Origin of the sequence: Butyrivibrio hungatei (assembly GCF_900101605.1) — a bacterium.
Lineage (GTDB): Bacteria > Bacillota > Clostridia > Lachnospirales > Lachnospiraceae > Butyrivibrio > Butyrivibrio hungatei_B.
In genome coordinates this window covers 379,182-404,816 of sequence record NZ_FMUR01000004.1, presented here as the reverse complement: position 1 = coordinate 404,816, position 25,635 = coordinate 379,182, and the positions used below count along the sequence as shown (strand labels likewise).

The 25,635-nt window shown below is 39.9% G+C and carries 22 protein-coding genes and 1 rRNA gene; 18 read left to right on the top strand and 5 right to left on the bottom strand.

The window, feature by feature from the left end; genetic code table 11:
• From BLP87_RS03770 to BLP87_RS03710, 13 genes are all read left to right on the top strand, one after another.
• Positions 1-320: ribosomal RNA gene (locus BLP87_RS03770) — 23S ribosomal RNA — on the top strand; the annotation flags it as partial.
• 271 nt (positions 321-591) lie between these two features.
• The gene (locus tag BLP87_RS03765) at positions 592-1,497 is read left to right on the top strand and encodes a chemotaxis protein (protein ID WP_026654527.1); all 906 of its coding nucleotides are present in this window, start codon (positions 592-594) and stop codon (positions 1,495-1,497) included.
• A gap of 124 nt (positions 1,498-1,621) precedes the next feature.
• Positions 1,622-2,440, top strand: a complete 819-nt coding sequence (locus BLP87_RS03760; RefSeq protein WP_074461487.1) for a hypothetical protein — start codon at positions 1,622-1,624, stop codon at positions 2,438-2,440.
• A complete protein-coding gene (locus BLP87_RS03755) occupies positions 2,437-4,857 on the top strand; it encodes a hypothetical protein (RefSeq protein WP_074461486.1) in 2,421 nt (806 codons plus the stop codon). The genes BLP87_RS03760 and BLP87_RS03755 overlap by 4 nt, the downstream gene beginning before the upstream one ends.
• Positions 4,858-4,910: 53 nt before the next feature.
• The gene (gene hisH, locus BLP87_RS03750; RefSeq protein ID WP_074461485.1) at positions 4,911-5,528 is read left to right on the top strand and encodes an imidazole glycerol phosphate synthase subunit HisH; all 618 of its coding nucleotides are present in this window, start codon (positions 4,911-4,913) and stop codon (positions 5,526-5,528) included.
• 12 nt (positions 5,529-5,540) lie between these two features.
• Positions 5,541-6,302: an imidazole glycerol phosphate synthase subunit HisF gene (gene hisF / locus BLP87_RS03745; RefSeq protein ID WP_074461484.1), complete on the top strand. Its 762-nt coding sequence runs from the start codon at positions 5,541-5,543 to the stop codon at positions 6,300-6,302.
• 22 nt (positions 6,303-6,324) lie between these two features.
• Positions 6,325-7,002, top strand: a complete 678-nt coding sequence (locus BLP87_RS03740; RefSeq protein ID WP_074461483.1) for a uracil-DNA glycosylase — start codon at positions 6,325-6,327, stop codon at positions 7,000-7,002.
• A gap of 113 nt (positions 7,003-7,115) precedes the next feature.
• Entirely contained in the window at positions 7,116-9,341 is a 2,226-nt protein-coding gene (locus BLP87_RS03735) for an ABC transporter substrate-binding protein (protein WP_074461482.1), read from the top strand.
• Between the two features lie 14 nt (positions 9,342-9,355).
• The gene (locus BLP87_RS03730; RefSeq protein ID WP_074461517.1) at positions 9,356-10,645 is read left to right on the top strand and encodes a diaminopimelate decarboxylase; all 1,290 of its coding nucleotides are present in this window, start codon (positions 9,356-9,358) and stop codon (positions 10,643-10,645) included.
• On the top strand, positions 10,632-11,543 hold the full coding sequence (locus BLP87_RS03725) for a tyrosine-type recombinase/integrase (RefSeq protein WP_083334455.1): 912 nt from the start codon (positions 10,632-10,634) through the stop codon (positions 11,541-11,543). Before BLP87_RS03730 ends, BLP87_RS03725 begins: the two co-directional genes overlap by 14 nt.
• Positions 11,544-11,664: 121 nt before the next feature.
• Positions 11,665-13,308 (top strand): hypothetical protein, encoded by a 1,644-nt coding sequence (locus tag BLP87_RS03720; protein WP_026654537.1) that lies wholly within the window; start codon positions 11,665-11,667, stop codon positions 13,306-13,308.
• A 141-nt stretch (positions 13,309-13,449) separates the two neighbouring features.
• Entirely contained in the window at positions 13,450-14,802 is a 1,353-nt protein-coding gene (locus BLP87_RS03715) for an ArsB/NhaD family transporter (RefSeq protein ID WP_074461481.1), read from the top strand.
• Between the two features lie 24 nt (positions 14,803-14,826).
• Positions 14,827-15,426, top strand: coding sequence for a cytidylate kinase-like family protein (locus tag BLP87_RS03710; RefSeq protein WP_074461480.1), 600 nt, complete (start codon positions 14,827-14,829; stop codon positions 15,424-15,426).
• 698 nt (positions 15,427-16,124) lie between these two features.
• Here the strand turns inward: BLP87_RS03710 and BLP87_RS03705 are convergent.
• Complete coding sequence (locus BLP87_RS03705; protein ID WP_074461479.1) at positions 16,125-17,153, bottom strand: 3-deoxy-7-phosphoheptulonate synthase; 1,029 nt, start codon at positions 17,151-17,153, stop codon at positions 16,125-16,127.
• Between the two features lie 74 nt (positions 17,154-17,227).
• The gene (locus BLP87_RS03700; protein ID WP_074461478.1) at positions 17,228-19,243 is read right to left on the bottom strand and encodes a TaqI-like C-terminal specificity domain-containing protein; all 2,016 of its coding nucleotides are present in this window, start codon (positions 19,241-19,243) and stop codon (positions 17,228-17,230) included.
• A gap of 187 nt (positions 19,244-19,430) precedes the next feature.
• Here BLP87_RS03700 and BLP87_RS03695 point away from each other — a divergent pair, with 187 nt between their 5' ends.
• The gene (locus BLP87_RS03695; protein ID WP_074461477.1) at positions 19,431-20,537 is read left to right on the top strand and encodes a cation diffusion facilitator family transporter; all 1,107 of its coding nucleotides are present in this window, start codon (positions 19,431-19,433) and stop codon (positions 20,535-20,537) included.
• A gap of 45 nt (positions 20,538-20,582) precedes the next feature.
• Entirely contained in the window at positions 20,583-21,749 is a 1,167-nt protein-coding gene (locus BLP87_RS03690; protein WP_026654544.1) for an iron-containing alcohol dehydrogenase, read from the top strand.
• A gap of 149 nt (positions 21,750-21,898) precedes the next feature.
• Here BLP87_RS03690 and BLP87_RS03685 read toward each other — a convergent pair whose 3' ends face one another.
• The 3 genes from BLP87_RS03685 to BLP87_RS03675 are packed head-to-tail and all read right to left on the bottom strand — an operon-like array spanning position 21,899 to position 23,805.
• A complete protein-coding gene (locus tag BLP87_RS03685; protein WP_074461476.1) occupies positions 21,899-22,717 on the bottom strand; it encodes a hypothetical protein in 819 nt (272 codons plus the stop codon).
• Positions 22,711-23,409: an ABC transporter ATP-binding protein gene (locus BLP87_RS03680; RefSeq protein ID WP_026654547.1), complete on the bottom strand. Its 699-nt coding sequence runs from the start codon at positions 23,407-23,409 to the stop codon at positions 22,711-22,713. Before BLP87_RS03680 ends, BLP87_RS03685 begins: the two co-directional genes overlap by 7 nt.
• 27 nt (positions 23,410-23,436) lie before the next feature.
• Positions 23,437-23,805: a GntR family transcriptional regulator gene (locus BLP87_RS03675; protein WP_026654548.1), complete on the bottom strand. Its 369-nt coding sequence runs from the start codon at positions 23,803-23,805 to the stop codon at positions 23,437-23,439.
• 218 nt (positions 23,806-24,023) lie between these two features.
• On the opposite strand from BLP87_RS03675, the gene BLP87_RS03670 reads away from it, so the two are divergent.
• The 3 genes from BLP87_RS03670 to BLP87_RS03660 all read left to right on the top strand — a co-directional run bounded on the left by BLP87_RS03670 (position 24,024) and on the right by BLP87_RS03660 (position 25,232).
• Positions 24,024-24,314 carry a hypothetical protein gene (locus BLP87_RS03670; protein ID WP_026668024.1) on the top strand — a complete coding sequence of 97 codons (291 nt, stop codon included), beginning with the start codon at positions 24,024-24,026 and terminating at the stop codon, positions 24,312-24,314.
• Positions 24,315-24,347: 33 nt separating this feature from the next.
• The gene (locus BLP87_RS03665; protein WP_074461475.1) at positions 24,348-24,761 is read left to right on the top strand and encodes a Fur family transcriptional regulator; all 414 of its coding nucleotides are present in this window, start codon (positions 24,348-24,350) and stop codon (positions 24,759-24,761) included.
• Between the two features lie 93 nt (positions 24,762-24,854).
• Complete coding sequence (locus BLP87_RS03660) at positions 24,855-25,232, top strand: SdpI family protein (RefSeq protein ID WP_074461474.1); 378 nt, start codon at positions 24,855-24,857, stop codon at positions 25,230-25,232.
• Positions 25,233-25,635: the final 403 nt, after the last annotated feature.

Here is a 25,635-nt window from a genome sequence, read left to right as displayed (position 1 = left end):
TGGGTTCAGAACGTCGTGAGACAGTTCGGTCCCTATCCGGCGCGGGCGTAGGATATCTGAGAGGAGCTGTCCTTAGTACGAGAGGACCGGGATGGACGGACCGCTGGTGTATCAGCTGCATCGCCAGATGCATAAGGCTGGGTAGCCACGTCCGGACGGGATAAACGCTGAAGGCATCTAAGCGTGAAGCCCCCCTCAAGATGAGATATCCCTGCTTCGGCAGTAAGACCCCTTGTAGAGTACGAGGTCAGATAGGCACAAGGTGTAAGCATGGTAACATGTTCAGCTGATGTGTACTAATAGGTCGAGGGCTTATCCATAAAGTGGTATAGAAGAGAATCTGGAGAAGATAGTTCAGTGTTCGGTTTTGAAAGTACAAATCTTTTTTAATATATTAATTTAAAGTATAAAAAAGTTATTAATGAAAACTAAAAAGATGGTCAACTGCCCGTCTTTTTAGTTTTTTTGTATTTATTTTCAGAAAACTATGCTATACTAATTAAAGATATACTTAATCTGATAGTTTACGATTTTTTAAATTTTTCTTTGCGAAAAATCCTAATCTATTATATTTACACGTGAGGTGAGAGAATGGAATCAAAAATCCTGCTTGAAAACGGAACTAATGAATTGGAGGTCCTTGAGTTTAAGATTGATGACCATTGTTATGGAATCAATGTTGCTAAGATCAAGGAAATAATTGTCTATCAGGAGGTTACACCGGTACCTAATGCTCATCCGAGTATTGAAGGAATATTCATGCCGCGTGATACCATGATTACGGCAATTGATTTAAGGAACTGTTTACAGCGTGGTGCTTCTCAGCCCGGTGGATTATTCATTATTACAAACTTCAATAAGCTTGATATCGCATTCCACGTTGATGCGGTTGTTGGTATTCACAGAGTATCATGGGCTGATATTATTAAGCCAAATGCTACAATATCTAAGACTGAGGAGAGTATCTCCACAGGTATAATTAAGTTTGAAAATCAGCTTATCATTATTCTTGATTTCGAGAAGATTGTTGCTGATATTAACCCCAATACCGGTCTTAATATGGATGCTCTTGAAGAAATCGGAACAAGACCCAGAAATGAGGTACCGATTGTTCTTGCAGAGGATTCACAGCTTCTTAACAGACTTATTGTTGACTCACTTAATAAGGCCGGATATAACAATGTAATCCACTTCGAAAATGGTAAGCTTGCATATGATTATATTAAATCATGTAAGGAAAAAGGAACTCTTGATGATATAAAGTGCATCATTACAGATATTGAGATGCCTATTATGGACGGACACAGACTTACCAAGCTTATTAAGAGCGATGATGCTACTAAGAAGATTCCGCTTATAATATTCTCTTCATTGGTTAACGAAGAGATGAGAAGAAAAGGCGAATCTTTAGGTGCTGACAGACAGCTTTCAAAGCCTGAGATTGGAAATCTCGTTGCTGTTATTGATGAACTTGTAAATGCACCAAGTGCACGCTGATACGTACTGACTTGAACTCCCTTTGTTGGCTCAGTTATGAAACGAGTTTTCAGTGACTGTCTCAATAAAGGGAGTATTTTTTAATATCATAGGAAATAGGAAATCATACAGAGGTTTTTTCATAATGGCCGAAACACTTGCAGAGCAGATAGAAAAATCAGATTTTATCATAATCGGAATAGGAAATGAATGGAATTGGGTCAAGAATGGGCTCAAAAATGACGATAGATATAAAGGAATAATCAATTATGCGGGCAAAGAAGGCAATGAATGGCTTTTACCCGTCATTGAATATGAATATGCTTATTACAATTCCGATGATGGAATTGAGAATGCGTATAACGGACTTAAGAAGCTTATCGGAGATAAAAAATATTTCCTTGTAAGCGATATTTGTTTTCAGGATGCGCTTTTATATGGATTCGATCCGGCAAAAAGCGTGTATCCGTGCGGTAATTGCATGTATCTTCAAAGTGAGGATCAGGACGGTGAACTATACAGTGCCGAGAAGTGTGAAGAATTTACTTCTCTGGTAAAAAAGATTCACGATATTATCGTTTCAGATAACGGTGAAATTCCAGATGATATTTCTTTTTCCAAACCTGTTATGAATGGGAAAGAAGTTTATCTTAATCAGAAGAGACAGGAATATAACAATATAAAGTACAATGAAAGCGCATATCTTGGCAATTGGGATATTTACAAGAAATATCTGACAAACACATTAAATTCCAATTTGCTTGTTCTTGAACTCGGAGTCGGACTTGAGTATCCGACTGTTATCAGATGGCCTTTTGAGAAAGTGACTTTCATAAATAAAAAAGCACATCTCATAAGGGTTCATGAAAGGTTATACCAACACATCCCGGAGATAGAGGATAAAACGGAATCAATCAAAATGAATTCTGTTAACTATATTATGCAGGAGAGTAAAGGACTATGAAGTCTAGTGATGAGGAATATCTCGACAGCTTGCTAAATTCAGCAAAAACAAATAATAATCCTCAATCGGCCCTTAGCAGAATGTCTTCCAAAGCCAACAATGAGAACTCCGCTGATCTGCTTGACAGTGAATCGGAGGATATTGGTGCGCTTATAGATAATTCAACCGGTAATAAGGAAATTGCGGAAGTCGGCGAACTCATGGATAAAGCTGACAGAGACGAACTTATAGACGATTCGCTCGCAAGTCTTCTCGACGATATCCAAAAGCCTACAGATCCGTCAATCCCGACATTTACTGTCGGAAATGATCCTGCGGGAGAAGATATCCGTGATGCTGAAGAGATTGCATTGGATGAAGCAATTGCCGATGCGGAAAAAAATGAAGCTGACAGGCAGAATAATATTTCAGCTAATGAAGAAACTCCCAAGGACGATATTGTTATCCCTGACGTATCGGAGACCGTTCCTATTATTGATGATTCTGAACTTGTCGATGCTTTGGCGGAAATGGCACCGGAGGTGGACCTTCCGGATGACAACAGTTTGATTGTGGAAAAAGAATCCGATGCGGATCAGACACCTGAAGAAATCCTTACGGATCTTCTCGACGATATGCCAGGAAGTCTTATGGGATCGCCGGAGGGACAGGAGAACAGCCTTACCGATATTATAGACAGAGAAAGAGAGGCTGAGGGTGCGGCTGCGCTCAATTCTACAGATGATGTAATTGATCTGCAGAGTCTTGACAATCTGACTATAAGTGAGCCGAGTGAAGAAGTACCCGGTGAAGACGCATCTAATGAAGAAGTTTCCAATGAAGAGGTTTCCAACGAAGAAATTCCTAATGAAGAAGCTTTAAATGAAGATACATTTGATTTGGAAGCGGCCATTGCGGAAGCAGGCGAAGGAGCCGCTGCAGCACCTTCGGAGGGGCCTTCCGGTCAAGAAGGCGCTAATGAAATGGTGACGGAAGACAGTATTTCCGATTTGGAAAGTCTTTTGAATATGGATGAATTTGCAGGTGAGAGCGGTGCAGACGGTGCGTCACCCGAAAATGAGGAAACGCCTGAAAATCCCGACACAGAGCCTGCACCGGATAACGATGAACTGAGTGTATCCGCTACAGAACTTGGATTTATAGAAGAAGATGACCATCATTCTCCCGTCGGACTTGATGAAATATCGGAGGACGATATTAATCTAAATGACCTTGAAGCGAACCTTGATGAGCTTCTTGGTGGTATGACGGATTCATATGAGACGACTGAGGGAGAAGTTGCCAAGATTCTCGGAGATGAACCACAGGAAGCCCAGCCTGAAGAGACTACGCAGGATTCTGAAGATGTTTCTCTGCCGGATCTTGATGCGCTCATGAACAGCCTTGCCAATGATGAAGTCGAATCACTGGAAGAAACCGCACATCTCGATCAGGAGCTCGGACCTCAGGAAGAAGAACTCAATAAAGAAGATATCCTTGATGCGATTACCGAAACGGGATTTGACGATCTTGGAACGGATCTTGCTCTTGATGCCATATCTGCACTTCCTGATATGGACATTCCCGAAAATGCGGATGATGCGCAGTCACAGGAGCATGGCAAACACAGAAGACATCATAAAGAAAACATTTTTCAGAAGCTTATAAGATTACTGACCGAAGAGGATGATGATTTTGAAAATCTCGGTACGGAAGGACTTGCAAGCCTTACCGATGAGAATCAGAAAGTCCTTGCAGAACTTGGAGAGGGCGGAGCGCCAAAGAAGCCCAAGAAAGAAAAGAAGAAAAAGGAAAAGGCGAAAAAACCTCCCAAAGAGAAAAAGCCAAAGAAGGAAAAGCCGCCAAAAGAGAAGAAACCTAAGAAGGAAAAACCGGCCAAAGCTCCGGAAGAGCCAAGTGCACCAAGTAAGCCTATGGCTCCAAAGAAGATTGCGGTTTCCGGAATATTTGCGGCAAGTCTCGGTATTTTGGTATGTATACCTGCGCTTATTCTTCCTGTCAAAACAGCGACGGATAAAGCGAAACTTGCTTATGTACAGAGTGATTTCATAGGAGCATACAAACTTCTTCATGGAAAGACCATGACTACCGAGCAGAAGACTATGTACGAAAAGTCGAGAGTGATCGCTTGGGCAGAGAGATATCTCAAAGGTTATGAGAATTATAAGGCCATGAATAAGGAAGTGGAAGCGCTTGATATGCTCCTTATGTCAGAGCGAAATAAAGAGAAACTGCTTGAAGATGCAACAAAGTTTAATGTTGAAAAACAAGTGAGTAGCGTGTACGATAGTATAGAATCGTTGCTTTCAGAGAACTATGGTCTTTCAGAGGAAGATATAAATGAGATAAATTCCATTAAGAAGGACAGAGATTATACTATCAGAATCATGGAAGTTTTAGGGATGTTTGAAGAATGATCTGCATATTGTCACCGAAGGCATCGAAAGATTTGAAAGGGGTTTGATGCCTGATGGTAGCAATTATTGATTATGATGCCGGTAACATAAAGAGCGTTGAGAAAGCTTTTGAGTATTTGGGCGCCGATACTGTCATCACCAGAGATCCGAAAGAAATATACAGAGCAGATCACGTTGTTCTTCCCGGTGTCGGAGCTTTTTCCGATGCAATGAAAAAAATAGAGGAATACGGAATGGAAGCACCTATTAAAGAGGTGATAAATAAGAACATTCCGTTTATGGGAATATGCCTGGGCCTGCAGCTCTTGTTTGATTCAAGTGAAGAATCGGAAGGAGTCGGCGGCTTGGGCATTTTGCGTGGAAAAATCGTAAGAATTCCCAATACTGATAAAGAAGGAACATATTACAAAGTGCCGCATATAGGCTGGAATAACCTGTCTTTCCCAAGAGAAGGAAGACTCTTTAAAGGACTTAATGACGAATCCTATGTTTACTTTGTTCATTCATATTATCTTCAGGCAGAAGATAAGGATATCGTTACCGCTACGACAGACTATTCGGTTCGCATTGAAGCTTCCGTTGAAAAAGACAATATATTTGCCTGCCAGTTCCACCCAGAGAAGAGTTCTGAGGTAGGAATGCAGATACTTAAGAATTTCTTGGCGGTATAAGGAGGGGCCGATATGCATACAAAGAGAATCATTCCCTGTCTTGACGTTAACAACGGCAGGGTTGTAAAAGGAATAAATTTCGTAAATTTAAAAGATGCAGGAGATCCCGTTACGGTTGGAGAAGCATATTCGAAGGCCGGAGCCGATGAGCTTGTTTTCCTTGATATAACGGCTTCGAATGAGAGAAGAGCAACCGTTGCGGATATGGTCAGGGAAGTTGCCAAAAAAGTTTTCATTCCCTTCACGGTCGGCGGCGGAATAAGGACGGTTGACGATGTTAAGGCAATCCTTAGAGAAGGCGCGGATAAAGTCTCAATGAACTCGGCTGCGATAGACAGGCCCGAACTTGTCGCAGAAGCGGCTGACAAATTCGGAAGTCAGTGTGTTGTCGTTGCTATTGATGCAAAAAAGAGAGAAGACGGCTCAGGCTGGAATATCTATAAACACGGCGGCAGGATCGACGTAGGGATCGACGCCGTTGAGTGGGCAAAAAAAGTAACGGAACTTGGCGCGGGTGAGATACTTCTTACAAGTATGGACGCCGACGGAACAAAAGCCGGTTATGATATAGAACTTACAAAACAGATATCGGAAGCTGTCAATATTCCCGTTATTGCTTCAGGCGGAGCGGGAACAATGGAGCACTTTTATGATGCACTTACAACAGGCCAGGCAGATGCGGCTCTTGCGGCTTCTCTTTTCCATTACAAGGAACTTGAGATATGCGATCTTAAGAAGTATCTAAGGAGTAAAGGCGTTTCAGTAAGACTATAAAAGAAAGAAGGTTGTGACTACTATGGCAATGATCTCCAATGACTGGTTGCCTGCACTGAGCGACGAGTTTCATAAAGATTATTATAAAAAGCTGTTTGAATTTGTAAAAGAAGAATACAGCACTCATGTTGTATATCCCGATTCAGAGGATATATTCAATGCACTTCATCTTACACCGCTTGAGAAAGTTAAGGTTCTTGTCCTCGGACAGGACCCTTACCATGAGCCGGGACAGGCTCACGGGCTTTCTTTTTCGGTTCTTCCCGGAAAGGCAGATCCGCCTCCGTCTCTAGTGAATATTTATAAAGAATTAAATGAAGATCTTGGATGCAAGATACCCAATAACGGATATCTGAAAAAGTGGGCCGATCAGGGAGTTCTTTTACTCAACACGGTTCTTACCGTAAGGGCACATGCAGCCAATTCCCACAAGGGAAGAGGCTGGGAAGAATTCACCGATGCAATCATAAGGAAAGTAAACGAGCAGGACAGACCTGTAGTGTATATGCTCTGGGGAAGACCTGCGCAGATGAAAAAGAGTATGCTTAACAATCCCAAGCATCTTATACTGGAAGCGCCTCATCCGAGCCCTCTTTCTGCATACAGGGGCTTTTTTGGATGCAAGCATTTCAGTAAGGCAAATGAATTCCTTATGCAAAACGGATTAACGCCTATTGACTGGCAGATTGAGGATATTTGATTTTTCGTTATAGTTTTTTCTTGCATTTTTATGCACTACCATGTTAAAGTGGTAAATGAATTCACACGCGTATAATTATTAGCTTGTAAAGCAGACATTTTTAGTGAGATATAATGAGAAATAGGGAATTAAAACGAATTGCATGTTGCATCATCGTTTTTGCTTTAGGTGTAACATCTTTTTTAGGATGCGGAAATAAGAATAGTTCTTCCGTTGGAGACAGCGCTGTTTCCAAAAGCGGAGAGGTTGATAAGGAACATGTTTTTAAACAGAAAGACCTTGAAGGTATTATTGCTGATGGCGAAGATATTGTTTCTGCCGATTATGTAAATGGAAAGATCATGCTTGCTGCCAATTCCAAAGACGGAAAGGGCAGATGCATTTCATTTAATCCTGACGGCACACAGCTACAGGCTTTTGATACAGGTTGTGATATAACAGCTTGTGCGTTCGACGGAGAAGGAAACGCGTATCTGCAATGTTTGGATAAGTCTTCCGGCGAAGATAAAGTTTTTCTTGGTAAGTTTGATCCTACGGGAAAAGAGCTTTTTAAAGCGGATGTTTCCGAAGAATTCAGCGGGAATTCTGAAATAAGCGGTTTGGCGTGGAGCGAAAAATATGGTCTTATATCATGTACTCCAAACGGCGTTCAGACTTATGACGAGAAAAATGGCTTTGGAATGCTTGTAGATAAAAAGGCTATTGATGATTATGCCATTATTTATTCATTTATCATGCTTGCCAATGACCGGATTTTGATGATATATCATGTCGGAACTTCTGAATCAAATGTAATAATCGATCTTGAAAAGAAGTCTGCCGATGAGAGCCTTAACGGTATAAGTGATACGGAGGAATATTCCTTTTTTACGGATGCAGACGGCAATCTGTTTGCGGTATGGTCCGACGGAGTTTACAAGTATGATCCGGGTTCCGGAGAAATGGCTAAACTGCTTGACTTCAGGGCTTCAAATATAGATTCGGCAACAAAATATGTTGGCGGGATCAAGAGACAGGCCGTTGCACTAAACGATACCGATTTTGTTATAGATTTACCGGTAGGTTCCGGGGATGATTCTTCTCTTTTAAGATTTACAAAAGAAAATCCCGCTGACATTTCGGAAAAGACAGCGATTACTTTGGGAACAATGTTCCTTGAGCCGAATGTTCAAAGCGAGATAATGAAATTTAACAGGTCAAATGATAAGTATGAAATAAAAGTAATTGATTATTCTGAATTATATCCGGGGGATGGTTTAGAAGAAGCCAAGAAGCAATTGGATATGGATATAATATCAGGCAAAGCGCCGGATATTATAAATATTGACGGAAACGTAAAAAAGTACGTTGATAAGGGAATTTTTCTTGATCTTACACCTGAATTTGATAAAGGCGGTGCTTTGGAGGGAATAGAACTTCTTCCAAATATCGCCGAGATGATGAAATATGATGGTAAAATGTATACATTTATGCCGTCTTTTAAAGTCGCAACATGTGCTGTCAGAGCAAAATTTGCCAAGGGAAAGGGATCACTTACATATAAAGAGCTTGATGATCTCATAAAGAGCAACGGTACTGATTACGAAAAAGCTTTTGGCTCCAATCATGATAAATCTTATGGAAATTTGCTTATGCCGCATTATGCAGATAAGTGTATTGATTGGAATGAGAAAAAGTGTGATTTTAAAAATCCTGAGTTTATTGAGTTTTTGAACTTTATAAATAAGTTTCCGGATAAAGTAAGCGGACACAGCAATCTTGCAGAAATAGATAAGAGCTATGCCGAGGATAAAGGAATCTACTATAGAGAACTTTTTTCAAATCTCAATGAATATGCAAGACTTAAGCAACTTGTATTTAATGATGACATCGAGCTTGTAGGCTATCCAAATAACAGCAGAGAAAATATTGCGTCTATATACGGCGAATTATATGCTGTAAACAGCAACACTGCTCATAAGGATATTGTACTTGAGTTTGTAAAAAATCTCATATTATCGGAGAAAGATGATTCCTACAGCGGATTTTCCACTGTAAAACAAAAATTTGAAGAAGAGCTGCAGGAAGCCACAAAGGAAAAAAGCGATGACGATGAGAGCGCTCAGCTATGGGATCAGATAAATCATGTAATGGTGAAAATGAAACCATTATCTCAAGAGGAAGTGAGTAAGTTTTATGATTATACAGTTTCAATAAATTCATTGGATTGTATGAATAATGAAATTACCAATATAATTGCTGAAGAAGCTTCGGCATTTTACTGTGGCCAAAAGACAGCAGAGGAAGTGGCGGATATAATCCAAAACAGAGTCACAGTTTATATAAATGAAAATAGTTGATTTTTTCGGAGGAAATTATGAAGAAAGCATTTGTAACAAAAGAACAGATTGAAGATATCGTAAAGAAGTATCCGACACCTTTTCATATCTATGATGAAAAAGGATTTGTAAATAATGTAAAGGCTGTATATGACGCTTTTTCATGGAATAAAGGATTCAAGGAATATTTTGCCGTTAAGGCCAATCCGAATCCTGTGCTTCTCGACATACTCAGAAACAACGGCTGCGGATTCGATTGTTCCTCCAAGACAGAGCTTATTCTCAGTAAGGCGGTTGGAGCAGAAGGAAGCGAGATCATGTTCTCGTCAAATGATACGCCCGCAGAGGAGTTTGTACTTGCAGACAAGCTCGGAGCAATTATAAATCTTGATGATTTTACACATGTTGAGTTTCTTGAGAAGACACTTGGAAAGATCCCTGAGACAATCTCATGCAGATTTAATCCGGGCGGAGTGTTCAAAATGAGTAATGGAATCATGGACAACCCCGGCGATTCCAAGTACGGAATGACAAAGGATCAGCTTATCGAAGCATTTAAGATACTTAAGAGTAAGGGTGCAAAGCGTTTTGGTATTCATGCATTCCTTGCAAGTAATACGGTTACAAACGAGTATTATCCTCAGCTTGCGGGACAGCTCTTTGAGCTTGCTGTTGAAGTACAGAAAGCTACAGGCGCAAAGATAGCATTTATCAACCTTTCAGGCGGTGTTGGAATTCCTTATACACCCGATATGGAGCCTAATGATATCCATGTTATCGGAAAAGGCGTTAAGGAGCAGTATGACAAGATCCTTGCACCTGAAGGAATGGATGATGTAGCAATCTATACCGAGATGGGAAGATTCATGATGGGACCTTACGGAGCGCTTGTTACAAAAGCAATCCATGAGAAGCACATCTACAAGGAGTACATCGGTGTTGATGCCTGCGCGGTAAATCTTATGCGTCCCGCTATGTATGGCTCATATCATCACATCACTGTTCTCGGAAAAGAGAATGAGCCTTGCGATCATGTTTATGATGTTACAGGTTCACTTTGCGAGAACAACGATAAATTTGCAATCGACAGAAAACTTCCCAAGATCGATATGGGAGATTATATCTATATTCATGATACAGGTGCCCACGGCTATGCAATGGGTTACAACTATAACGGTAAATTAAAAAGTGCGGAATTGCTTCTCAGAGAGGACGGTAGTGTTGAACTTATCCGAAGAGCTGAGACTCCTATGGATTATTATGCAACACTCGACTGCCTTGATGTGTACAGCAGATTAGGTGAGTTGGTAGATGGTAAGATCTGAAATGGAATGTCTTGTTGACGCATTTATCGAGTACCTTAAAAGCGTCAAAGATTATTCTGAAAACACGGTTGGTTCATACAAACATGATGCTCTGTTGTTCGTGCGTTTTCTTGAAGAACGCGGAGTACATAATATAGCTGATGTTACAGAGGATATTATATCGGAGTACCAGGCGCTTCTCAAAGAGAAGAATATGGCGGTTACGACCATAGTCAGATATAATACGACGATCAAGAGTTTTTTTACATATCTTGTTGAGAATGGTAATGTCAGTGATAATCCTGCGGAGATAATAAAGAGTCCTTCTGTTGCTGCGTCTAAAAAGAATCCGAGGATTCTTTCTGATGCCGAGACGCTGGATCTTTTAAATCAGGAGTTCAGTGACAGTCCGAAAGGAGTAAGAGACAAGGCAATACTTGAGATTCTTTACTCAACGGGGCTTAAAGTTTCCGAGATCATTGCGCTCAAACTCAGTAACATCGATATGGGAATAGGATGCATTATTCTTCCGAAGCTGAAATCAGGGGAAGGGGACCGTGTTATTCCGTATGGAAAGATGGCAAGAACCGCAGTCACATCGTATCTTCTCGAAGCAAGAAAGGCATTACTTGGAAAAAGAGAAGACAATGGCTATGTTTTTCTTAACTGCGACGGAAAGCAGCTTAGCCGTCAGGGTGTATGGAAACTTGTTAAGTTCTATGCTCAGAAAGCCGGAATTGATACGGATATTTCGCCGCATTCATTAAGACATTCTTTTGCTGCGCACCTTGTAAAAAACGGTGCGGATATTTCTGCAATTCAGGATATGATGGGATTTTCGCCGAGCAATACTTTGTCTAAGTATGTAAATAAAGAAAATACGCCCAAAGATCCGTATGAATGGGCAAGAATCAGATAATGTGTTAAAATATCAATAGATATTAAAAGGGGGCTTGTGAGTAACACAAGTCCTCTTTCTTTTTTATTGTGGTAAATTGTTTTTCAATTAAACTACTAAATCATAAGACAGGGAGAAAAATATGAGGAAAAGATTAATAGTTGCCTTAATGCTGGTCACAATAACCTTTTACGGATGCGCTAAAACAAGTGAAGCTCCGAAGTCGGAAGAACAGGTGACACAAGAGGCGTCATCAGGAACGGAAGATAGTGGTAATCAGGAAGACGAAGGAGACTTAGAAGTACGCAAAGCACATGAGAACGATGAAGTTATCGGAAACGGCTCATATTTTGTGAGTATAAACGGGAAAGTCTTTTATAGAAGATATGATGAGGATACCTTTTCAGAATCAAACCTTTGTGAGAATGGTCTGATAATGGGGGCAGGAAATTTATATTCGAATTATTCCAAGAAGTCAGAACTCTGTATCTATGATCCTGCCACAAAGAGTACGGAAGTCTTTATGGAGGATGATGGATTTGGTGGACTGTATTATGCCAATGGATTTTTCTACCTGAAAAAGTATGACGGTGAGAATAATGATTATACTGTATACAGAGTAAATATTGATACCAGGGAAGTTGACCATTCTAAAGATATAGCAGGCGATTTATTAAGTATTGATGAAAAGACGGGGGCAATTGTTGTCAATGTCTTTGACAAGCCGGAGGAAGCAAATGTAAATCATCTGAACGTATATAAAGATGATAAAGAGCTGATGTCAAAGGAAACACAGGATTATTATTCTGCAGCGGAATTTTTGGACGGCAAACTATATTACTGCATAGATGGGGATGAAGAGGATACCTTTTACGAATATGATCCGGAAACAAATAAAGAAGTTTGTCTTGGAAAAACAAATCCGAAAAAGGTTGCCGGCGATGAATTTCTTATTTCATGGGAAATTAGAGATATACTGAAAGATAATGATACTTTATACGTGCATTATTGCGATTATGAGGGCTCAGCTTCATTTTATAATGCAGGAATAATCTATTCTGCAAAGGAAGGAGCGGAGAATAGCATTGAAGTGTTGTATGACAATACGAGCGATGTGGTATCGGATGATGGTAATATGTACATTACTTCCGACGGGCAGATTAAAGTGGATGATAGTAAGGGAACATACTCTATTGGAAAGGAATATTACGAGAACAAAAAGGATGCAAATGAAAAAGCTCCTTTAATCTATTATGAAGATAAAGATAATATCAAGACTGTAGTAAATGAATTTGCGAATTGCCCTATCGCTAAATCCGGTTTTTGGATGAATGTGCCGAATAATGCCGTTTCCAAGATCGGAGATAATGTATATATGATGATTCCGGAATATGTCAGATATGATATCAATGATGTAGGCTGGAGGCCGTATTACAGAATGCTCAAGGTGAAGTATCTTGAGATAACGGGAAGTGGCGAAGTAAATGTCATTGATGATATTCCTACAACTGAGAATTATATTGATGTTGAGGCAAGTTACGCAAATGACATCTTATCAGTAAATTGTGTAGGGGTGCCGATCAGTGATGATGAAAGTGAGGCCGGAAAAGAAGTAAAGGGAGAGAGTACCTTTGAATATAAGCTTGCAGACAATTTTGAATATGTAGAAGACGATACTACAAAGACCAAAGCGGATTTTGAGAATTATATTAAGAGTGGCGCTAAGAAGTTAAGATTGTACTATAATGATGACGGTGTCGTATCTAAAATAATAAAATTGTCCTAGTGTGATTTTTTTAACAATAAAGTATTGTATAAAAATTCTCCAGATGTTATTCTTTTGAAGGATTATTTTTGGCAGGCAGGCATATTACCCATAGGGGTGTGGCTTGCCTGGCAGATAAAAGAATTAGTGGGAGGACATACTTTGTTAGCAGCACAGATTTTTGCCGTCATCATCTTTGTCGGAATGTTCGTTATGATCGTTATGGACAAGATTGAAAGGCATTATGTTACACTGGGCAGCGGTATTCTGACGCTTGTCGTCGTCTTTGGTATATGTATGGGGGACATCAAAGCTATACTGAATACACTTGCCTTTAAGGACTTTTTTACCCGTGATTTCTGGTATCAGATCGAAGAGTCGGAGAGTGCGGGAATCAACTGGGCAACAATCCTTTTTATCGCAGGAATGATGCTGATGGTTGAAGGAATGGCCAAAGCGGGGTTTTTCCGTTGGCTTTGCATGAAGATAGCTTTCTTGGTCAAATGTAAGACTGTTTCTATTTTTATTACTTTTACAATAATGGCAGCGGTACTTTCAATGTTTATTGACAGTATAACCGTTATCATGTTTCTGGCAGCTGTGACTGTAGAGCTGGCGCAGCTTCTTAAATTTAATCCCATACCAATGATATTATCGGAAATATTTTGTGCAAACCTTGGCGGAAGCGCAACAATGTGCGGAGATCCTCCGAATATCATAATTGGTACATCTTTGGGATTTTCATTTTTTGATTTCCTTACAAATACAGGTGTTATAGCAGGGATAAATCTTGTAGTGTCTGTTTTCTTTTTGTATTTTGCTTTTAGAAAAGAGCTTGTTACAAAAGGTGATGAGAAAATAGATATGAGTAAATTGCCCGATCCTTCGGAAGCAATAAGTAACAAGAAAGATTTTATCGTAAGCAGCGTGATCTTCGGATGTGCGGTTGTACTTCTTATAACACACGGATCGACGCATCTTACGGTTGCAACGATAGGTTTGTTTATCGCAGTGCTCACACTCTTAACTGCAGGTAAGAATGCAAAAGAAATCATTAAGAAAGTGGACTACAAGACACTTGTCTTTTTCATCGGATTATTTATTGTAGTAAGCGGCTTGGAAGAGACGAAGATACTTGATATCATTGCTTCGTTTATCGAAAATATCAGCGGCGGAAACAGTAAGATGATGATAGCGATCATTGTATGGGTTTCGGCATTTGCAAGTGCATTTGTAGACAATATTCCTTTTGCGGCAACAATGGTTCCTGTTATCAAGAATCTTTCGGCGGCTTCGGGAATGCCTATAAATACGCTGGCATGGGCGCTTGCGATAGGTACCGATATCGGAGGCAGTGCAACACCTATCGGTGCATCCGCAAATGTTGTAGGTACTTCCGTTGCGGCTAAGAACGGTTATCCCGTGACATGGGGACGCTATTGCAAAAAACTTGCTCCGGCAACAGTTTTGGTTTTGATCATTTCAACAATCTATCTTTTTGTAATATACTTATAATAGTAATATTCAGGAGGGGTGCTTATGTCACAGATCATTATTTCCGTTGGACGTGAATTTGGAAGTGGCGGACGAGTTATTGCAGAAAAATTGTCGGAAAGATTTAACCTGCCTTTGTACGATCGCCATCTTATTACAGAGATTGCTGAGAAGATGGGTATGACAATTGAGGCAGTGGCAAAATATAACGAGACTCCGAAGAATGTGTTCGTTTCAAGACGCGTAAACGGTTACAGCAACTCGATAGAGGATAATATAGCCGAGATGCAGTTTAATGTCATGGAAGAGAAGGCAAAGAGCGGAGAGTCCTTTGTTGTTGTCGGCAGATGTTCGGAAACAAAATTAAAAAAATATCCGGGACTTATCTCATTCTTTATACTAGGAGACATGGATAAGAAAATTGAGCGTGTCATGGATGTCTACGGACTTGATGAAGATGACGCGACAAGATTTATCCTAAAGAAAGACAAGAAGAGAAAGCGCTATCACAATTATCATTGCCAGGGTAAATGGGGCGATTCGCGATTATACGACTTTTCAATCAACAGCTCGAAACTAGGCATCGATGAAACAGTAGATGTGATTGAAGGCTACATAAGAGCCCGCATTGCCAAATTGGACTGAAAAAACTTACTATACCGGAGGGGGCGCGCAGATGCAGTCTTTTTGCTGCATCATCTCAAAACATTATATTGGCCTAATGGATTGGATAATCATATGCTGCGCTTCATAAACTCACAAATGCACCAAAGAATTTTTTGGCTGCTTATGCAGATTCATTTTATATCCCTTGTCTGTTTTTCTTAAGGTCATAGACCACTTTCCTGCATGCGGAGAAAAATGTCTGAAGCAGGACGCATAGAGACAGACAAAGGTCATGGTCATGTCCGCAAAGCGGACTGCCACAACAAATAAAACCACGAATCTCCGAACTCAGAATGAGCTCGGGAGTTCGTGGCTTTTTTGTTGTAGTTGCTACGCAACATATGACCATGACCTTATGAACTTATATCAGCGTCCTGCAAGTTCTTTTTGAAGCATGCATTAAAGGAAAGTGGTCTGACCTTTTAGAAAAACACCAAGGGTATAACGAATCTGCATAAACAGCCGAAAATTCTAAGGTGCATCTGCTCAGACAACTTCGCGCAGCATATATCCAATCCATTGAGGCAATATAATTTCGATGAAAGCAGCAAAAAGACTGCATCTGTGCGCCCCCCTCCGGTGTGGAAAGTTTTTATACCTATAAACAAAAGGTGCAGAGAAGATTATTTCTCTGCACCTTTTTAAGTACGTGTGAACGAGCTATGAGCTTGTTTGTATCAGACTAATTCTGCAACTTCAAGAAGAAGACGTTCTGTGTCTTCCCATCCGAGGCAAGGATCTGTGATGGATTTGCCGTAGATGCCTTCGCCGATCTTCTGGCAGCCTTCCTCGATGTAACTTTCGATCATGACACCTTTAACAAGGTTCTTGATATCGTTGTTGTGGTTTCTTGAGTGAAGAACCTCTTTAACGATTCTGATCTGTTCCTTGAACTGCTTGTTTGAATTGTTGTGGTTGGCATCAATGATGGCAGCAGGGTTAACGATGTTTCTTGAATTATAAAGCTGTAAAAGGAGGCTCAGATCCTCATAGTGATAGTTGGGGATTGACTGGCCGTGCTTATTGTTAGAACCTCTGAGTACGCAGTGTGCAAGAGGGTTACCGTTTGTCTTAACTTCATAACCTCTGTATACAAAAGAGTGAGACTGCTGAGCCGCATATACTGAGTTAAGCATTACTCCGAGAGCTCCGCTTGTGGGATTCTTCATTCCGGCGGGGACATCAAATCCGCTGGCTGTCATACGATGTTCCTGATCCTCAACGGAACGTGCACCGATGGCAACATATGAAAGAATATCAGCAATATATCCCCAGTTCTCGGGATAGAGCATCTCATCGGCAGCAGTAAGACCTGATTCCTGAATAGCCTTGATCTGCATATGTCTCATGGCAATAAGACCTGCGCGGAAATCTGTCTTTCCCTCAGGATCTGGCTGAGAAGTGATACCCTTATAACCTTCACCTGTTGTACGAGGCTTGTTTGTATATATTCTGGGAATAAGGATAAGCTTATCCTTAACTTTGTCATTGAGTTTTCCGAGGCGTGAAACATAGTCGCACACGGCATCCTCATTGTCTGCAGAGCAGGGGCCGACGATAACAAGGAATTTATCACTTTTACCTGTAAAGACATCGCTGATCATCGCGTCTCTTTCAGCCTTGAGTGCGGCAAGTTCTTTTGTTAATGGAAACTCCTCCCTGATCTCATCGGGTGTGGGAAGTTTCTGTATGTATTCAAATGACATTAATAAATCCTCCGTGAATAAATATTCGTATGCTACTATAGCACTTTAAACTGTAAAAGTAAACACTATTTTTCTTACTTTGTCATTATATCAAGTTCATTGGAAGTAAGACCGTAAAGTGCAGCAATCTTGTTACTTAACTCTTTTTGATACAAAGATGCTTCATTGCAATTGATAATTTTTTTTACAAGAAGCGAAATCTCTCTTTCTGTTTCCGGGTCGCACTTGGCAATCGGGAGCTTTTCAATCTCAGATCTCAGCACCTTCATATTCTTGCAGGTATGAGAGTAGTAAAAAGAAATAACGGGCGAATTCAGGATTGCAAGTATGTAAAGCGCACTGTATCCGGGGACATTCGGAATCAGTATATTTGCGCTGTTCAGTGAAAGGCGCTGTTTGTCATCATATGCAAATACCGGAGTATTCGATATGAATTTATAAAGGAGCTTTTCCTTTGCCCTGTACATGCCTTCCGGAGCGATCTGCTGGAACTTTTGAGGGTCGTATTTAATAAAATTGTGTATCTCGCCAATCTTGTATCTCTCTATGTCTGAACCCTTTATGATCTCCTCATATCCGCTTTTTTTAACAGGGGATAAAAGAGTTTTATTATTACCCGTGACGATCCCGAGTGCAAATTCACTTTTTCCTTTAAGCGTAAAATGCTCACAACCGTCAATCTTATCAAGTATCTTTTTTTCATTGTCATCGCAGAGCATGTGAAAAGAGCTTGTATCGTCTTTTTTTCGGCTTGTTTCAAAACTCTTGATAAGAACGAGCCTTTCGGGGTAGAGCCCTTCAGAAGAGCTGTCTTTACCTTTAGTCTTTGATTTAAGACTCTTTTTGTAGAAAGAGACTAAGGTTTTGGTTCCGGAAGCTTTGAATCCGTTTTCCGAATCGCTTTGTTTTAGCGTTAGGAGTATGCATGGGCACTGCACATTGTCAAATATTTCGCCCATATAATAAAGAGAAGCGATGTTTGCTTTCCCTGAAATAATCTGCCTTATATTTTCGTGTACTCCCGCGCCGAGCAGCGTTTCGGGTAGGACAAAAGACATGGTACCTTCGCGTGATAACAGGCTCAGAGCTCTTTCCGTGAATATGGAAAAAGATTCAGGATTACCTGATACACGGGCGCATTTATAAACCTCTCCAAGCTTTTGAATCTCGTCTTTGCTGTAGGAATATCCCCATGGCGGGTTCCCTATTATATGATTGAACTTTTGCGTTATGGCATCCGGAGCAGCAGGTGTCAGGAAATCATCGGCTTTAATATTTTTGAATAAAACGTCGAGCTCATTATTTTCCTTGATTCTATATTTGACTGCCAGATTTATTCTTGCGATGACAACGGCAATGCTGTCTATATCATATCCGTAGAGATTATGGAGCGGTATGTCTTTTGGAAGTCTTAAAAGAAAATTTCCCGTTCCGCAGGAAGGATCGCAGACTGTGCCTGATGTGACATCTCGCAGATTTTCAATGCATTTGTCTACAACGAAAAAAGGAGTGTAGTAGGCTCCGGAAGCTTTTTTTGTCTTAAGTGAGCGAAGCGATATATAGAACATTCCAAGCGTATCTTCGCCCTCGATGTATGTGAGAGGATATTCTTTCAATATGGATAAGATATGGGAAAAAGAATCATCTTCGTCGTGCGCCAAAGGCTCAAGAAGTCTTTTTTTACCCGCTTCATCAAGTGAAAGAGTATCAAGATAAGCTTTTCCGTAGTAGGTCAGTATTGCAAGAAAGTCTTTATCTGTGATCTGTGAATTTTCTTCAAGGGCTTTTATGACAGATGATATGATGTCGTAATTAGGTGATGCCTTACTTATGTAGGATTTTGGGATGAAACGGCCGTTGGCAGTGCTCTTGTTTCTTCTTTTTTTGAGAAGGTCTGAGTCTGCAAGATTTTCCTTAAGATTTAAAACCGATTCCTTATTAAGGAAATATTTTTCCTCAAACTTTGTGGCGGAAAGTTTTTCGAGCTTTATCCAGTTTCTTACCGTCGCTGAAGAAATGCCCAGAACATCAGCAGTTTCATCAATAGATAGCATATCATTTTTAATTGAGATTTGTTCTTGTTTTTCCATAGAAACAATTATCTCGATAATGTTCTTTTTTTTCAAGAGCGGAATTGAGTATATATGACATCTCAAATGAAATTGCATAAATGATGAATATATTTACAAATATATGCTAAACTGAGATTGTGTAGTCATTTTTAAGATAATGAAATTATCGGTCTAATAATTCAATTTTATATGAGAGGCATCAAAGATGGATAGAACCAAAAAAATAGTACGAACAAGTATCATTGGAATCGCTGCAAATATATTGCTGTCTGTGTTTAAGGCAATTGTGGGAGTTGTATCACATTCTGTTGCCATAACGATGGATGCGGTCAACAACTTAAGTGATGCTTTTTCGTCAGTGATAACGATAGTCGGAGCGAAGCTTTCTTCGAGGGAACCTGACAGAAAGCACCCATACGGCTACGGAAGGATCGAATATCTTTCGACTATGGTGATCGGTATAATTATTCTTTACGCTGGAATTACATCTTTTACAGAGTCGGTAAAAAAGATAATTCATCCGGAGACTCCCGAATACGGAACACCGGCGCTTATCATTGTTTCGGCTGCGATCGTTGTGAAGGTTTTGCTTGGAATATATACGGAAAAGACAGGTGAGAAAGTAGAGTCGGAATCTCTTGTCGCATCGGGAAAAGATGCACTCAATGACTCGATAATATCTGCATCTACGCTTGTTGCCGCAATTATATTTATCATTACAGGCTTAAGTATTGAGGCGTATATCGGTGTTATTATCTCTTTTGTCATTATAAAAACAGGTTTTGAGACGCTTCGAGATACGATAAGCATGACGCTCGGAGAGAGGATTACGCCTGAGCTTTCAAAGCGCGTTAAGGCAAGTATCAATGAACTTGAAGAAGTTAGAGGCGTGTATGATCTTATTATTCATAACTACGGTTCCGAGAAGCTTATAGGTTCTGCGCATATTGAGATTCCCGATACTATGACGGCTGTTGAGATCGATGCGCTTGACAGGGTTATTGCCAATAAAGTGTTTGCCGATACAGGAATTTTGATCGGTGGCGTGTCGGTATATTCAAATAATACGGGAGATGAGATTGCTGCTTCAGCAAATAAAAAAATTGCGAAGATGGTGAGCGAATACAAGGAAGCATTGCAGATTCACGGATTTTATATGAATCATAAGACTAAAGAGATTAAATTTGATCTTGTTATAGATATAGAAGCCAAAAATAAAAAAGAGGTCATTTCTGAAGTTTCAAAGCGAGTAGAAGAGATGTATCCGGAATATGTGGTGGAAGTTCTTTTGGACTACAATTTTTCGGATTAAAAGGCAAGAATAAAACATTTTTTCCTAAGACAAGGAGGGTTACTTATGCTCAATTATGTTCACGAGATTCCGACGAAGCTTTATTTTGGCAAAGGGCAGATCAGTCATCTTGATGAGATCCTAAGATCTCTCGGGAAAAAAGTTCTTTTGACCTATGGCGGAGGTTCTATCAAGAAGATGGGGCTTTACGACACTGTTATCGACATTCTGAAAAAGGGCGGATTTGAAGTTACGGAATTATCCGGAATTGAGCCGAATCCGCGTATTGAATCCGTTGAAGAGGGCGTTAGGCTCTGCAAGGAGAACAATATTGATGTGATCCTTGCTGTTGGAGGAGGAAGCACGATCGATTGCTCCAAAGCGATTGCTGCCGGAGTATTCTATGACGGCGACTTATGGGATATGGTTGCGTCTTATCATGGCACATTAAAGGCGCTTCCGCTGGTCGATATCCTTACGCTTAGTGCGACGGGATCTGAGTATGACGGCGGCGGTGTTATAACCAATCTTAAGACTCATGAAAAGATTGGAAACAGTTATACATATCCTTACGCATCTATCTGCGATCCGACTTATACCTTCTCGGTTTCAAAATACCAGACGGCATCGGGAACTGCGGATATAATGAGCCATATTTTCGAAGGATATTTCTCGCGTACCGAGGACAGCGACCTTTCGGATCATATTGCCGAGGGGGTTCTTAAGACTGCAATTAAATATCTTCCCGTTGCTCTAAAAGAACCTGACAATTACACGGCTCGTGCAAATCTTATGGCTATTTCATCGGTTGCCTGCTCAGGCATTCCGCAGTATGGAAAGCAGGATACAGGCTGGCCGTGTCATGCTATGGAACACGAATTGTCGGCATTCTATGACATCACACACGGAATCGGCCTTGCAATACTTACTCCGCGCTGGATGCGCTTTATATTGGAAAAAGATCCTTCATGTACCTGGAGATTTGTTCGCTTTGCAAAGAATGTGTGGGGGCTTGACGGTGATGATGAAAAAGCTCTTGCAATCGCGGGAATTGAAAAACTCGAAGAATTTTTTGCACAGTCGGGTATTCCCAAAAATCTTACCGAGCTTAAGATAACAGATGAACATTTTGAAGAGATGGCCGCGCATGCAAATGACGGAAATTACTTAAAGGATGCTTTTGTTGCGCTTACGAATGAAGATATCGTAGAGATATATAAGGCTTGTCTGTAAGAGCTGATTTAAATATTTTGATTTTAAATAGCGTGTAAAAAAAGAACAAAGAGTCTTTATCGGGACTCCTTGTTCTTTTTTTGAAAAAGGTGTAGCCAATAAATTCAGCTACACCTTTATAATCTTATTAAGATGTAATTTTTATATTATCACTCGAGGTTGAGGTTTTTGTTAGTAATCTTTATAGTTGCAACATAGAAGCTTATAAAAAGAATGATCGCGCAGATAATGTTAGCGGGACAAATCACATCGTCATAATCCCACCACCAGGTGCCGCGTTTCATTTGGTGCATTTGCATGTTGTAAAAAAAGAGGATCATTGAAGCTATGGCAATTCCTATATAGCTAAGTACAGTGACATGTAGCTTGAGTTTGCGGCATAGTTGTCCGATGCTGAGGCAAAAGAAAAAAGCCATGATCTGAACAAAAATTTCAAATATAATAAATAATATGTCAAGCGCAAACAGTACAAGTCCAGGTAAATAGGCACTTACAGAGAGCTTTTCATAATGAGGATCAAATAATCTTTCGGCAACAGAATATCCAAAAGTCCAAATGAATATCGATGGAATAATAAATATTAAAGCCCATATGTATGTGACCAGCATTTTTGAACTCACAATTTCTGTTGTTTTTGCCGGAAGAGTGAATGATAGATATCCTTGTGTCAGGTATATCGTTTTGTAATAGTATCTGAGCATATATATTGTTGCAAGCGTAGCTAAAACAAGAATTGCTAAAAGAGCTATTGTCTGTATATTGGTCATTGTAAAATAAATAGGAGGTAAATTATCACTGTGTGTCTGAATGAGGCCCGATTCCAATTTTTCTGTTTGAGCGTTATCTATTTTATTTGTGAAAGCATTGGTAATTACTATTATGATAGTCAGTAAAAATGTAAATAATATTATCCCTGTCATTACCGGTCTTGTTCTTTTTAAGTCATAAGCTATAAGTTTCTTTAACATCTGTATACCTCCCTGAATAGTGCATCAACCGATTTGCCGTTTTCGACTCTTATGTCATCGATAGGTTTATAAAGCCTGATATTGCCGTCTTGCAAGAAAATTGCTTCGTCCAGCACCGGCTCCACATCGCTGATCAGGTGAGTAGCGATAATAAGGGAGGCGGACGGTTCAAAATTACTTATGATAGTACGCAATATATAATCTCTGGCAGCAGGATCTACGCCTGCGATAGGTTCGTCAAGAATATAGAGCTTGGCTTTGCGGCTCATTACAAGGATAAGCTGAACTTTTTCCTTATTTCCCTTAGAAAGAGTCTTAATCTTATTCTTTGGATCTATATTGAGACTTGAAAGCATCTCTTCAGCTCTTTTCTCGTCAAAATCATCATAGAAATATTTAAACATGTCGATAGCGGATCCGACTGTCATAGATTCATCAAGATAGGTTCTATCGGGAAGATAGGACACAATAGCTTTACTCTTTGGACCGACCGGATTGCCGTCAACAAGAACAGAACCGCCTGTTGGTTGCAATAAACCGCATATTATCTTTATAAGCGTTGTTTTTCCGCTTCCGTTTGGGCCTAGAAGTCCGATAATATGTCCAGGCTCAATTGAAAGATTTATATCATTCAGAGCCGTTTTTTTACCATATTTTTTGTGTAGCCCCTGTATTTCTAACAGATTACTCATACTTTTCTCCTTCTTTAAATGTGTTTATCAATTCTTTTTGTCTGTGTACTGTTTTACCAGTTTTAAGATTTCTTCTTTGGTAAATCCGAGCTTTTCCATGCTTTTGAAGAAATTTTCTATCTGTACATCAACGAGTGATATTCTCATATTTTTAATCATGTTGTCATCCTCCGTAATAAAACGACCGCTTGTCCTTTCTGAGTGAACAAGTCCCGTAGCTTCAAGATCACTGAGCGCCTTTTGCATCGTGTTTGGATTGACACCGGCTTCAGCGGCAAGGTCGCGAACACTTGGCAGCTTATCACCGGGTTTGTATAAACCTGAAATAATATCAGTCTGTAGATGATCAATAATCTGGACAAAGATAGGAGCGTCCGAATTAAGATTCCATGGCATAGTGAGTCTTCCTTTCTGAAAAAATATATTGTATTACTGTACTAGATGCATAATACAATAATACAGTAACCCGAATGAGGGTATTTGTCAACGTTTTTTATTGAATAGTAAATTTCTTTTGAAATTTACTATTTCGCGAGCCAAATGTTTTGATTTCTTTTATATGATGCAATGTGGTATTATCAAGGAGATAATTTATAATAACGGAGGGAAACAATATGGGAATTAATTCAATAGATGCGGAAGACGATCAGTTTGCATATCGTTACGATACACAGCTTCTTATAGACAGACGAGATAAGGATCTCGACGAGGATGAGATAGCTGATTATATTACAGAGAATTTTGAGGGCAACAGCCTGATCGCGGCAGGAGATGAGGATCTTGTAAAGATTCATTTTCATACAAACGAGCCGTGGAAGATTCTTGAATATTGCAACAGTGTAGGTGAGATCTACGATATCGTCGTTGAAGATATGATAAGACAGGCCAACGGGCAGCAGGGATAAGATTGCGGAAGAATTGATTTCCGGGAGAGCAGTGTGAAGAGTGAATATAAGACTAAACCAAGAAATCTTATCATAGAATATCTGAAGGATAATGCGGATACCAGATTTACGGCAAGGGACATACTTAATGCCGTTAAGGGTAAAGGTGACGGTTTGGACAGATCTACTGTTTACCGCAATCTTGAGAGACTTAGTAAGGAAGGTAAGCTTGTTAAATACAAGGAAGCCGATGTAAATGCTACATGCTATCAGTACTCTGAAGAGCACGAGTCATGCTGTGAGCACATGCACGCCCAGTGCTCGGTGTGCGGGAAGATTTTTCATCTTGATAACAGTATATTTAAGAGTGCAGCCAAAAAGATGATGGATGAATATGGAATTGAGATTGATTACGGGAAGAGCGTGATCATGTGTATTTGTGATGAATGCAGAAACGTAGGTATGTAAGAACATGAAGTTTAAGAATGCATGAATTGGCACTTTCGGTATATTGCATATGAAATCGAGAAATCGGAGTTTGTTGGGCAAAGGAGAATAAATATGTGGTTTTATATTATGATGTTTATCTGTAACTTATTAATTCCGATTGTCATGTTGATATGCGGATTCTTTATGTCCAAATATCCGCCAAAAGAGATTAATGGAATTATTGGATACAGAACAACTATGTCCAGAAAAAATATGGATACATGGAATTTTGCACATGATTATTGCGGTAAGTTGTGGCTTAAACTCGGATTGCTGTTATTAATTCCGACAATTATTATTCAGATACCTTTTTTACGTTTGAGTGAAAATGCAATTGGATATATGACACTTATTGTTGAAGGAATACAGCTTGCGGCTATATTGGGTTCAATTGTGTTTGTGGAAAGAGCTCTTAAGAAAACTTTTAATGAAAATGGTATCAGAAGATAAATTCAAATTTGCACGAATGACCTCTATCCCGGAGTGTGATAGAGTTTAAAGCATTAATTTGAAAGGCTTCCGGGATACGATTGAGAATGATTGCAATTGTTTTACAATAAGCTATTTATAGACGTAAGATCATGGACCTCTGAACTCAGAATGAGCTCGGGGGTTCTTTTTTTGTAAAAAAATTGAGAGTGCCAAGTTAAGGGTGTAAGTTTTTGGAGACAGGTTTTTACTGTCATTTCCATGTCTATTCCTTGATTAATGTAATTTGAGACAGGGGGAGCAAAAATAAACTGCCTATATAGGGAATCGCTGAATAGTGGCAGAGTGAAAAAGCAAGAATAAACTGCCTATATAGAGCGATGCTGAATAGTGGCAGAGTGAAAAAGCAAGAATAAACTGCCTA